The 12,079-nt window shown below is 56.0% G+C and carries 11 protein-coding genes; 2 read left to right on the plus strand and 9 right to left on the minus strand.

All coding sequences use genetic code 11. The features are described 5' to 3' along the window. Positions 1 to 50 precede the first annotated feature (50 nt). From ACZAHD_RS10215 to xseB, 4 genes are all read right to left on the minus strand, one after another. The gene (locus tag ACZAHD_RS10215) at positions 51 to 1,025 is read right to left on the minus strand and encodes an aldo/keto reductase (RefSeq protein WP_462456666.1); all 975 of its coding nucleotides are present in this window, start codon (positions 1,023 to 1,025) and stop codon (positions 51 to 53) included. A gap of 67 nt (positions 1,026 to 1,092) precedes the next feature. After that, complete coding sequence (gene dxs, locus ACZAHD_RS10220) at positions 1,093 to 2,955, minus strand: 1-deoxy-D-xylulose-5-phosphate synthase (protein ID WP_462456667.1); 1,863 nt, start codon at positions 2,953 to 2,955, stop codon at positions 1,093 to 1,095. 16 nt (positions 2,956 to 2,971) lie between these two features. After that, a complete protein-coding gene (gene ispA / locus ACZAHD_RS10225; protein ID WP_462456668.1) occupies positions 2,972 to 3,871 on the minus strand; it encodes a (2E,6E)-farnesyl diphosphate synthase in 900 nt (299 codons plus the stop codon). Beyond that, the gene (gene xseB / locus ACZAHD_RS10230; protein WP_462456669.1) at positions 3,872 to 4,114 is read right to left on the minus strand and encodes an exodeoxyribonuclease VII small subunit; all 243 of its coding nucleotides are present in this window, start codon (positions 4,112 to 4,114) and stop codon (positions 3,872 to 3,874) included. 302 nt (positions 4,115 to 4,416) lie between these two features. On the opposite strand from xseB, the gene thiI reads away from it, so the two are divergent. Then, positions 4,417 to 5,865 (plus strand): tRNA uracil 4-sulfurtransferase ThiI, encoded by a 1,449-nt coding sequence (gene thiI / locus ACZAHD_RS10235; RefSeq protein WP_462456670.1) that lies wholly within the window; start codon positions 4,417 to 4,419, stop codon positions 5,863 to 5,865. A gap of 68 nt (positions 5,866 to 5,933) precedes the next feature. Here the strand turns inward: thiI and yajL are convergent, their stop codons facing one another. Then, positions 5,934 to 6,527 (minus strand): protein deglycase YajL, encoded by a 594-nt coding sequence (yajL, locus tag ACZAHD_RS10240; protein WP_462456671.1) that lies wholly within the window; start codon positions 6,525 to 6,527, stop codon positions 5,934 to 5,936. After that, positions 6,490 to 7,401, minus strand: coding sequence for a 2-dehydropantoate 2-reductase (panE, locus tag ACZAHD_RS10245; protein ID WP_462456672.1), 912 nt, complete (start codon positions 7,399 to 7,401; stop codon positions 6,490 to 6,492). The genes yajL and panE overlap by 38 nt, the downstream gene beginning before the upstream one ends. A gap of 197 nt (positions 7,402 to 7,598) precedes the next feature. On the opposite strand from panE, the gene ACZAHD_RS10250 reads away from it, so the two are divergent. Continuing rightward, positions 7,599 to 8,090, plus strand: coding sequence for a YajQ family cyclic di-GMP-binding protein (locus ACZAHD_RS10250; protein ID WP_004858653.1), 492 nt, complete (start codon positions 7,599 to 7,601; stop codon positions 8,088 to 8,090). A gap of 69 nt (positions 8,091 to 8,159) precedes the next feature. Here the strand turns inward: ACZAHD_RS10250 and ACZAHD_RS10255 are convergent, their stop codons facing one another. The 3 genes from ACZAHD_RS10255 to ACZAHD_RS10265 form a co-directional block, all read right to left on the minus strand. Beyond that, a complete protein-coding gene (locus tag ACZAHD_RS10255; protein WP_462456673.1) occupies positions 8,160 to 9,524 on the minus strand; it encodes an MFS transporter in 1,365 nt (454 codons plus the stop codon). Positions 9,525 to 9,680: 156 nt separating this feature from the next. Further along, the gene (locus ACZAHD_RS10260) at positions 9,681 to 10,859 is read right to left on the minus strand and encodes a Gfo/Idh/MocA family protein (protein WP_462456674.1); all 1,179 of its coding nucleotides are present in this window, start codon (positions 10,857 to 10,859) and stop codon (positions 9,681 to 9,683) included. Between the two features lie 464 nt (positions 10,860 to 11,323). After that, the coding region (locus ACZAHD_RS10265; RefSeq protein WP_462456675.1) for a Gfo/Idh/MocA family protein at positions 11,324 to 12,079 on the minus strand (756 nt) is incomplete at its 5' end.

Consider the following 12,079-nt stretch of genomic DNA (forward strand, 5'->3'; position numbering starts at 1 on the left):
GTCGCCTGGCTAAGCGCAGCGCGAGTCGGCAGCTTTGTGGCAACAGAGCGTTACTTGAACCCGACAATCGGGTGCGGTTTATACGGCGCCTCCAGTTTTTCGATCTGCTCCGGCGTTAGCGTTAAATCGACCGCATGCAGCAGTTCATCCAGTTGCTCCTGTCTTGAGGCGCCGATAATCGGCGCGGCGACGCCGGGTTTACTCAGTAGCCAGGCCAGCGCCACCTGGGCGCGGTTGGCGCCAACGTCTTCCGCCATTTCAGCCAGATTCTGCGCAATCAGCTCATCGTTTTCATCGCTGGCGCTGTAGAGCGATTTGCCAAACTCATCGGATACCAGCCGGGCGGTAGTTTCGCCCCATGGGCGGGTGAGGCGGCCTCGCGCCAGCGGGCTCCACGGAATGACCGATACGCCTGCGCGCTGGCACAGCGGCAGCATCTCGTTCTCTTCTTCACGATAGATCAGGTTGTAATGATCTTGCATGGTCACAAAGCGCGCCCAGCCGTTGCTCTCCTGAAGCTGTAGCGCCTGCGCAAACTGGCGAGCGTGCATCGATGAGGCACCGATATAACGTGCTTTGCCGGCCTTAACGACCTCATTCAGCGCTTCCAGAGTCTCTTCAATCGGCGTGCTGTAATCCCAACGATGGATCTGCAGCAGGTCGACATATTCCATGCCTAAGCGTCGCAGGCTGTCGTCAATAGAACGCAGGATTTGCGCACGCGAGAGGCCTTCCGGCAGATCCCCGACCTGGTGATACACTTTCGTGGCCACCACCACGTCGTCGCGGCGGGCGAAATCGCGTAGCGCTCGGCCAACAATCTCTTCGCTGCTGCCGTCAGAGTAGCTGTTTGCGGTATCGAAAAAGTTGATGCCGCCTTCCAGCGCGCGTTGAATGAGCGGTCGGCTGCTCTCTTCAGGTAGGGTCCAGGCGTGCTTACCTCGATCCGGCTCGCCAAAGGTCATACAGCCGAGACAAAGTCGGGAGACCCGCAGGTGGGTTGCTCCAGGTGTGATGTAGTGCATGAACGGCTCCTGCTATCAACAGAAAGGGTATCCTTTAAGCATAGCAGGCGCCGTTAGGAGAGAGGACTCAGGCAAGCCAGGCGCTGATTTTTGCTTCCATGCCGGCAGCATCAAGGCCGAGGTCGGCGCGTACTTCTTCCTGCGTTCCTTGGGGAATAAAGAAGTCCGGCAGGCCGATATTCAGCACAGGAACCACACGGCGATGGGCCATCAGCAGCTCATTCACGCCGCTGCCTGCGCCGCCCATAATGGCATTCTCTTCCACCGTCACCAGCACATCGTGGTCGGCGGCAAGCTGCAAAATAAGAGTATCATCGAGGGGTTTAACAAAACGCATATCGACCAACGTGGCGTTGAGCTTGTCTGCCACCTGTGCGGCTTCCGGCAGCAGAGTGCCGAAGTTGAGGATCGCCACTTTTTTGCCCGTGCGTTTCACCACGCCTTTGCCGAGCGGCAGCGAGGCCAGCGGCTCCAGCGTGGCGCCGGTGCCGGAACCTCGGGGGTAGCGAACCGCGCTTGGCCCTTCATTGTAGTGATAGCCGGTGTAGAGCATCTGACGGCATTCGTTTTCGTCGCTTGGCGTCATGATCACCATATCCGGGATACAGCGCAGGAAGGAGAGATCGAATGCTCCCTGATGCGTTTGTCCGTCGGCGCCGACGATTCCCGCACGGTCGATGGCAAACAAAACCGGCAGCTTCTGGATAGCGACATCGTGAATCACCTGATCGTAGGCACGCTGCAGGAAGGTGGAGTAAATGGCCACTACCGGTTTGTAGTCGCCGATCGCCAGGCCGGCGGCGAACGTCACCGCGTGCTGTTCCGCAATCGCCACATCGAAATACTGGTCAGGGTATTTCCTGGAAAACTCGACCATACCCGAGCCTTCGCGCATCGCCGGTGTAACGGCCATCAGCTTGCTGTCTTTCGCCGCGGTTTCGCACAGCCAGTCGCCAAAAATTTTCGAGTAGGAGGGCAGGCCGCCGCTGCTTTTCGGCAAAACCCCGCTGGTATGGTCAAATTTAGGCACCGCGTGGAAGGTAATCGGGTCTTTTTCCGCCGGCTCATAGCCGCGACCTTTTTTGGTCATAATATGCAGGAATTGCGGCCCTTTCAGGTCGCGCATATTTTTCAGCGTATTGACCAGACCGAGTACATCGTGACCATCCACCGGGCCGATGTAGTTGAAGCCCAGCTCTTCAAACAGGGTACCGGGAACGACCATGCCTTTGAGATGCTCTTCGGTACGTTTGAGCAGTTCTTTAATCGGCGGCACGCCAGAGAAGACCTTTTTGCCGCCTTCGCGCAGCGTGGAGTACAGTTTTCCGGAGAGCAGCTGCGCCAGATGATTATTCAGCGCGCCGACATTCTCCGAGATCGACATTTCGTTGTCATTCAGCACCACCAGCAGATCGGGTTTGATATCGCCCGCATGGTTCATGGCCTCAAACGCCATACCTGCGGTAATTGCGCCGTCGCCAATGACGCAGACCGCGCGTCGCTGTTTGTCTTCTTTCGCCGCGGCAATCGCTACTCCGATGCCCGCAGAAATGGAGGTTGATGAGTGGCCGACACTCAGGACGTCATATTCACTTTCGCCGCGCCACGGGAACGGATGCAGCCCGCCTTTCTGACGAATGGTGCCGATTTTATCCCGGCGCCCGGTCAGAATTTTATGCGGATAGGCCTGATGGCCCACGTCCCAGATTAAACGGTCAAAAGGCGTGTTATAGACGTAGTGAAGCGCCACGGTCAGTTCGACCGTACCGAGGCCGGAGGCAAAATGCCCGCTGGAACGGCTGACGCTATCCAGCAGGTAGCGCCGGAGTTCGTCGCACAGTTTCGGCAGGCTGTCTTTCGGCAACAAACGCAACTCCTGGGTGGAATCCACCAGCGCCAGGGTCGGGTATTTGGCAATATCAAAACTCATCAGAGACTCTTATTGTTTATTTATCACGCTGAATTATGTAATTCGCGAGCGCTTCCAGTGCCGTAGTATCCAGAGATTGCGCGGCCAGCTCACTCAGCGACTGACGGGCGTCTTCAATCAGGTCATGCGCTTTTTGACGCGCTTGTTCAAGTCCCAAAAGCGCAGGATACGTGCTTTTGCCTAGCTGCTGGTCAGCTCCCTGACGTTTGCCAAGGGTCGCAGTATCCCCTACCACGTCAAGAATGTCATCCTGGACCTGGAAGGCGAGACCGATATTTTGCGCAAAGCGATCGAGCGCCGGCACGGCCGCACGGCCGCGTTCACCTGCGCTCAGCGCGCCCATACGCACTGCGGCGCATATCAGTGCGCCGGTTTTGTGGCGATGGATGCGCTCCAGCGCCAGCAGGTCAACCTGGTGGCCTTCGGCTTGCAGATCCAGCGCTTGTCCGCCGCACATTCCGGCGACGCCGCTGGCCTGAGCCAATGTCGAAACCATAGCCAGACGATCGCTGTCAGGCACTTCGGGCATTGGCGCATCACTCAGTATAGAAAATGCCAGCGTTTGTAGGGCATCTCCGGCAAGAATTGCGTTCGCTTCGCCAAATTTAATGTGGCTGGTCGGCAGACCACGGCGCAGATCGTCATCGTCCATGGCGGGCAGATCGTCATGCATCAGAGAGTAAGCATGGATGCATTCGACGGCGGCGGCCGGGGCGTCCAGCGTCGCGCGGCTGACGCCGAACATGTCGCCGGTGGCATAGACGAGGAACGGACGCAGGCGTTTTCCGCCTAATAGTGCGCCGTACTGCATGGCTTCAACCAGCGGAGTGTTCTGAAAAGGCAGCGGCGCGAGGAAACGGCGTAGCGCGTCGTTGGCCTGCTCAACGCAAGACTGTAATTGTTGCGAGAAGTCCATTTATTCAGCATCCGGTGTAAACGGCGTCAGCGGGCTGTCCTCGCTGTCGGCCAGCAGAATCTGGACCCGCTGTTCGGCCTGCTGCAATCGGGCCTGCCCCTGACGCGCCAATTGTACGCCGCGCTCAAATTCGCTGAGCGCCTCTTCTAACGTCAGCGCACCGCTTTCCAGACGATTAACAATCTGCTCCAGCTCGCCCAGGGCGGTTTCAAAGCTGGCCGGGGCCTCATTTTTCTTTGGCATAGTGAATATAGACTCTTGTAATGTCGCGACAGCAATATGGTAACGAAGTCACGTGGTTAAGCAAATATACACGTCATCCTTTCGCTGAATCGTTGCCGAAAGCGCGCAAACGGGTGGCGGGCAAGTTGCTTATGCCCCCATCGCGCGAGTGCATCCTGAATGATTTTATGTAAAACGCGCAATGCGAGGCGCAATGTACGCAATGGTGATATACTGCGCTCCCTGGATGCAGGCACCGCGGTGCACTGCAGTACAACTTTTGCTTAAAGCCCCGTCGGGCTTGCCAACGAACTATTGTCGCCATGAAGTTTATCATTAAATTGTTCCCGGAAATCACCATCAAAAGCCAATCCGTGAGATTGCGCTTCATTAAGATCTTAACCGGGAACATTCGTAACGTTCTCAAAAACTATGATGAGACGCTTGCCGTCGTGCGTCATTGGGATCATATCGAAGTTCGCGCGAAAGACGAAAATCAGCGTCCGATTATTCGCGATGCCCTAACCCGAATCCCGGGTATCCACCATATTCTGGAAGTCGAAGACGTCCCGTTTACCTCACTGCACGATATTTTTGAGAAAACGCTGCCGCTGTGGCGTGAAGCGCTGGAAGGCAAAACTTTCTGCGTGCGCGTAAAACGTCGCGGTAAGCATGAGTTTACCTCTATCGAAGTGGAACGCTACGTTGGCGGTGGTCTGAACCAGCATATCGAAACGGCGCGCGTGAAACTGACTGACCCGGACATTACGGTCAATCTGGAAATTGAAAACGATCGTTTGCTGTTGGTCAAAGGGCGCTACGAAGGCATTGGTGGTTTCCCGATTGGCACGCAGGAAGATGTGCTGTCGCTGATTTCCGGCGGCTTCGACTCCGGCGTCTCCAGCTACATGCTGATGCGTCGCGGCTGTCGCGTACACTACTGCTTCTTTAATCTTGGCGGCGCCGCGCATGAAATTGGCGTTCGTCAGGTGGCGCACTACCTGTGGAACCGCTTCGGCAGCTCACACCGCGTCCGTTTCGTGGCGATTAACTTCGAACCGGTCGTGGGAGAGATCCTTGAAAAAGTCGATGACGGTCAGATGGGCGTGGTGCTGAAGCGCATGATGGTTCGTGCGGCGTCGAAAGTAGCCGAACGCTATGGCGTGCAGGCTCTGGTGACTGGCGAAGCGCTGGGCCAGGTGTCCAGCCAGACCCTGACCAACCTGCGTCTGATCGACAATGTCTCCGACACGCTGATTCTGCGTCCGCTGATTGCGCACGATAAAGAGCACATCATCGACCTGGCTCGTGAAATCGGTACCGAAGATTTTGCCCGCACCATGCCGGAGTATTGCGGCGTGATTTCGAAGAGCCCGACCGTGAAAGCGGTGAAGGCGAAGATTGAGGCAGAAGAAGAGAACTTCGACTTTAGCATCCTCGATAAAGTGGTGGCGGAAGCGAATAACGTGGATATTCGCGATATCGCCCAGCAGACTCAGCAGGAAGTAGTGGAAGTTGAAACCGTGAACGGTTTTAGTCCGAACGACGTCATTCTGGATATTCGTTCCGTTGACGAGCAGGATGAAAAGCCGCTGAAGGTCGAAGGCGTTGATGTTATGTCATTGCCGTTCTACAAGCTGAGCACCCAGTTCGGCAATCTCGACCAGAGTAAAACCTGGCTGCTGTGGTGCGAACGTGGCGTGATGAGCCGTCTGCAGGCGCTGTATCTGCGTGAGCAGGGCTTTGAGAACGTGAAGGTTTACCGCCCGTAAACCGCGAAGCGTCACGGACATCCCGGATAGCGGCACTCCTGCGTTATCCGGGCGATCACCGCGGAAAATCAGGCTTCGTAGTAGTTATAAATCCCCGCCGCCATCACCAGTTGTGACGCGACCTCATGGGCTTTTTCACGCCCGACCAGCAGGTCGATCATTTTGAGCGCAAAATCAATGGCTGTTCCCGGCCCCTGGCTGGTGAGCAGGTTGACCCGCGGGTCCCAGACGACGCGCTTGTCCTGCCACTGTTCTTCAGGGATGCGATCCTTCAGGGCCGGAAAACCGGTCATGTTGCCAATGGGGAAAAGGTTATGCGGTACCAGTACGGTCGCCGCCGCCGCGCAGATGGCGGCGACTATGCGCCCGGAAAGATGAAACTGGCGGACCGTTTCCACCAGCAGCGGGCTGTCGCGGAAATACTCCGCGCCTTTTATCCCGCCGGGAAGGACGATGATGTCATAATCGCCGTCGGCGACCTCTACCAGCGGCGCATCCGCCTGCAGTTTGACGCCCCGCGAGCAGACGATAGTCAGGCTGCGGTCGCTGGCGACACTGGCAGTGGTGACCTGCACACCGCCGCGGACCAGTAAATCCATCGTGGTGACTGCTTCGGTCTCTTCGCTACCAGGGGCGAGGCAAATCAGTGCCGACGCGCTCATATTCATTCTCCTTACGTTTTACCAGTTCAAACAAACGGGCGTTTTCCGGTACGGCAACGCCGTGAGCGCGGGCGCGCTTCAATAGAAATCCGGTGATATAGTCGATTTCCGTGCGACGTTGCGCGCGGATATCCTGCAACATCGAAGAGATATTTTCTGCAGTACTTTCAATTACCTGATGGACATAAAATAACAGGTTTTCCGGTGAAGTATGAATACCTTCACGCTCCATGACCGCGGCGACCTCCCGGCAGATGACCTCAACTTCCTGCGGATAGTCGCGCAAATCGCCGTTGCGGCACTCTTTCAGTGCCGTCAGCGGGTTAATTACGCAGTTGACCGCCAGCTTGCTCCACGTTGCCGGGCGGATATTATTGTGCCAGGCAACGTCCGGCAGGACACTTTGCAGGATATCGGCAAGGTCGCTGTAATCCTGCGGATAGTCTTTCGCCGGGCCGATATGCGTCGTGCCGTTGGCAACGTGCACAATGATGTTACCGTCACGGCGCGCGGCCTGGGTTGTGGAGCCTTGCAGCAGTGGCTGCTGCACGCCTTTCAGCTCATCGACGGTCCCCATCCCGTTATGGATAAGCAGAACCGGAGAGGAGGCGGGAAGAATTTGCGCCAGATTTTTTACCGCGTTGGAGACCTGCCAGGCTTTTAGGGTCACCAGCAGCAGATCGCTGCTGGCGAGAAAGTCAGGATCGTTGGCGGTTAACGACTCATTAAACATCGTCCCGTCAGTCTCGATCAGATTGACGCTACAAAAGGGTTGTGGGACGCGCAGCCAGCCCTGGACCTCGTGTCCGTGTTTGCATAACGCGGTTAGCCACAGCTGCCCCAGGGCACCGCATCCGAGTACGGTTACTTTCATTGTTCCTCCTCACCTGCGACTACCCCAGGCATGTATAGCTGAAGTATATACTCGTTGCACTACGGACTGCAGCTACGCCTCGGTGGCCTGGCGTGCCTTGAGCATCGGAACATCGGCTATGCTTGCGGGATAACCAGTTGAGTTATGTTGCGTTGCGGGTATTATGCAACGCAAAAGAAACAGAAGGAGAAGAAAAGATGCCATCTTTCGATATTGTCTCTGAAGTCGATCTTCAGGAAGTTCGAAACGCCGTAGAGAATGCGACCCGTGAAGTGGAGTCGCGTTTTGATTTTCGTAACGTTGAAGCGAGCTTCGAACTGAACGAAAAAAACGAGACCATCAAGGTTCTCAGCGAATCTGATTTCCAGATTAACCAACTGCTGGATATTCTGCGTGCGAAGCTGTTAAAACGCGGCATTGAAGGCAGTTCTATCGAAGTGCCGGACGAGTTCGTGCACAGTGGGAAAACCTGGTTTGTCGATGCGAAACTGAAGCAGGGGATTGAGAGCGCGACGCAGAAAAAAATCGTCAAGCTCATCAAAGACAGCAAGCTGAAGGTGCAGGCGCAAATTCAGGGCGAAGAGATTCGCGTCACCGGTAAAGCCCGCGACGATCTGCAGGCGGTTATGGCGCTGGTGCGCGGCGGCGACCTGGGACAGCCGTTCCAGTTCAAAAACTTCCGCGACTAAGTCGGGGCTGAGCTGGCATATCAGCGGCAAACGTCAGCCAATAAAAAAGCGGGGAATGCCCCGCTTTTTTTACGCCCCTTTGATGGCCTGCTCAATTTCGAAGCGGTTGGTCACCTTACTGTCGATTTTGATATACACCGACCGTTCGTTTGCCACCACCAGCACCTGTTTTACCCCTTCAGTGCTCTGCAGACGTTCCTGCAGCGCGTTATCGGCAACCACATCCTTGGGAATTTCGACCCGCAGGCTGCTGACGTACGGCGGTTCGCTCATCGTCCCGGCAACCAGCAGCCACAGCATCGCCAGCAGTGCGCCGAGCAGGAATACGGTTTGTGAATCAAAGTAGCCATCTACCCAGCCGCCCAGCGAGCCGCCAATCGCCACGCCAAGGAACTGACTGGTTGAATAGATGCCCATTGCGGTGCCTTTATAGCCCGCCGGCGACTCTTTACTGATCAAAGAAGGCAGCAGGGCTTCCAGCAGATTAAAGGCGAGGAAGAACAGCTGAACGCCCGCGACCAGCTCCCAGAAATAGCCGCCCGCGCCCCACAGGACAATTTCGGCCACCAACAGGAGAGCGACGCAGAACAGAAAGACATGTTTCATCTTGCGCTTCACTTCGGCGTAGATGATAAAAGGCACCACCGAAACAAACGAAATCAGCATGGTGACCAGGTAAATTTTCCAGTGCTCGGCAGCAGGAAAACCGGCGGCTTCCAGCTGGCCTGGCAGGGCCACAAAGGTGGACATCAGCATGATATGCAGACACATAATGCCGAAGTTGAGCTTCAGCAGCTTCGGCTCAGCAAGCACTTTGCTGAAACAGCCCTTCACCATACCGGATTCGCGGTTCAGGACGTGGTTGCGGCTGTTTGGCACCACCCATATTGTCAGCAGGATGCCGATCGTTGCCAGGATGGCGATCATCCAGAACAGCGCATGCAGGCCCAACTGATGAGCAATAATCGGCCCCAGCACCATGGCGATGGCAAAGGTAACGCCGAAACTGACGCCGATAAAGGCCATCGCCTTCGTGCGGTTCTGTTCGCGGGTTAAATCGGAGAGTAGCGCCATGACCGCCGCGGCAATCGCGCCGGAACCTTGCAGCGCGCGCCCAAGAATGATGCCCCAGATGGAGTCGCTCAGCGCGGCTATCACGCTCCCGATAACGAAGATTAACAGACCGCCGACAATCAGCGGTTTACGACCAATACGGTCGGAAAGCAGGCCGAACGGAATCTGAAATACGGCCTGAGCAAGGCCATAGATACCAATGGCCAGGCCAATCAGCGCTTCGCTGGCGCCCTGTAATGCCATACCATAGGTGGTCAACACCGGCAGAACCATAAACATGCCGAGCATACGCAGCGAGAATACGGTCCCCAGACCCCAGGTCGCGCGCAGTTCACCTGGCGTCATTTTATTGTCGTTCATTACCACCTCAATCTAAAAACTGCGACTAGTGTAGTGGTGGCAGCCAGAAGCGTAAATAAATGTTTGTTTAACAGATATTACTGTTGTGTTGCATGATGAGGTAAACGCGGGGAAAACAAAGAAACCAGTGGCGCAGGCTCCACTGGTTCATGGTAGTTATTGTAAATTAAAGTCAACCCATTGGCTGCCGGCGTCGGCGGATTTCACGCATTGCTCCACCCAATAGACGCCATGCAGACCGGCTTCAACGTCCGGGTACCAGAAGTTCTCCAGAAACGCGCGATCGCCCCGATCCATCGCATCAATGGCAATGGCATAGCGCCGATAGAGATTTGCCCACGCTTCAAACAGCCCCTCCGGGTGGCCGCCACCGATACGATCGTCTGCCAGGGCTGCGGCGCTGAGATATGGCATGCCGCGCTCAAGCACCCGCGCCGGCTCACCTTGTACCTCGTAGCTGAGTTGGTTAGGATGCTCATCCCACCACTCGATGCTGGCTTTCTCGCCGACGATGCGTACCTTTTGCGAGTGCATTGCGCCGCTGTTGACTGCGCTGGTCCACATTGAGCCGATGGCGCCGTTATCGTATTCCATCAGCACAAAGGCGTTATCTTCCAGTGGTGCGCGCGAGGCGACGAAACTCTGGCGGGAACACATCAGACGGCGAATATTGAGGTGTGGCGCCATTGTTTCGGCGACAAAGAGCGGATGCGTTGCCAGATCGCCCAGCACGTAGCTTGGTCCGGCATACTTCGGCGTGACGCGCCAGCGGGTTGACTCCGCCTGCAGTTCAACGGCTTGACTATGAAATCCGTGGGCAAACTGCATATTGATAATCCGAATTTGCCCGAGCAACCCGTTGGCAATCATCTGTCGTGCCTGCTGAATCATCTGATACCCGGCATAGCCGTAAGTGACGCCGACGATTTTGTTATGCTTTATGCTCAGCTCCCGCAGCTCCTGAGCTTCAGCGGCGGTAAAGCAGAGCGGTTTTTCACAGACCACGTGCAGTCCGGCTTCCAGCGCCGCTTTGGTAATGGCGAAATGGGTATTGTTCGGCGTGGTTACCGACACCACTTCAATACCGTCAGGACGCAGCGCCTCTTCGCGAAACAGCGTTTGATAATCGGCATAGCAGCGCCTCGGCGCGATCCCGAGCTGTTCACCAAACTGGCGTCCGCGTTCGGCATCAATATCAAAAGCGCCAGCCAGCAAGGTAAAGACACTGTCACGCAGCGCGGCCGAGCGGTGGCTGTAGCCAATCTGGCTGGTAGATCCGCCGCCGACCATTCCCCAGCGCAGGGAGCGGGGCAGAGGGGGCATGCCGTTTAACATGGTGTTCTCCTTGATACAAAGTACGGATGTCTGATGAGATTCGCTCCCGGCTCAAGGAAGCGGGGCAAGACTCTGGCGCCGGTCCTGGTGACCAAACTGCTGCCTGAGGAATGTCAACGTCTTTTTGAGAATTTTTATTTCATTATAATTATTATATGAAATTAAATTTTTATTTATGGGAGAGAGATCGAAAAATTATCAAGATTATCCTCACCGTCCCGTGTGCGCCTGACGAACGACTTTCTGACTAAAAATGTAGTAAATATGATGATTAATCCTGGGTTAACTGATGTTTTAGCCGGGAAAGCGAGAGGGGATAGAGGGGACGATGAGATAACGAATTTTTTATTTTCATTTTTCATTTAAATGAAATTTATTTTTCTTTTATCCTCGCGCGGTCGCACGGTAAAGACCGCAGAAAAGTCGGCACAATGCGGTATTGCGCCGACGCCTGTTGATGTGGATTAGGCCGCCTGGTCAGCCATCTGCTGAATGGCAGCAACGATCTCCAGTGAGCGCAGCGCATCGGCAGCATCGATCAGCGGCTTCTCCTCGCCTGTGATGACCTGCAAAAAGTGGTCAAGCTGCAGTATGAAGGGATCGATAGCCTCGACCTGAAGCCTGTCGCTTAGCAGCGGGTGGAGCCAGCCGCGCGCGTCGCCATAGCGCCACCACTGCATCTGCGGGATCGCCAGCGCGCCGCGGGTACCGGAAATCAGATAGCAGTTTTCCGCCGCGTGGGCGTAGATCGCATTTTCTCGCGAGTTCATCTCCCAGCTCCAGGGGCCGACGCCGCAATCGGTGAGCACCGCGCTACCTAATGCTCCGCTGGCGAAACGAAGGTTTACCACCGCGCTGTCTTCGTTGGCGAACCGGCGTACGGCATGGGAGGTAAAGGCCTGTACCTGATCGACTTCGCCAAACAGATAGCGCATCAGGTCAATATCATGGACCAGATTGACCAGCAGCGGTCCCGCGCCAGGCTCGCGTCGCCAGGCAATATCAAAATAATCATCCGGCTTTTGCAGTATCCAATGTGCGGAGACGGTGACGATTTTTCCGAGTTCGCCGCTGTCGATCACTCTCTTCGCCACGGCGATCAGTGCGTTATGCCGCCGGTGGTGTCCCACCAACACAGGAACCTGATAACGAGCGGCGGCATTGACCAGTTCCCGGGCACGTTCCGGTGAGTCGGCGACGGGTTTTTCGATCAGCACCGG

The organism is Raoultella sp., from assembly GCF_039594335.1.
GTDB lineage: Bacteria > Pseudomonadota > Gammaproteobacteria > Enterobacterales > Enterobacteriaceae > Klebsiella.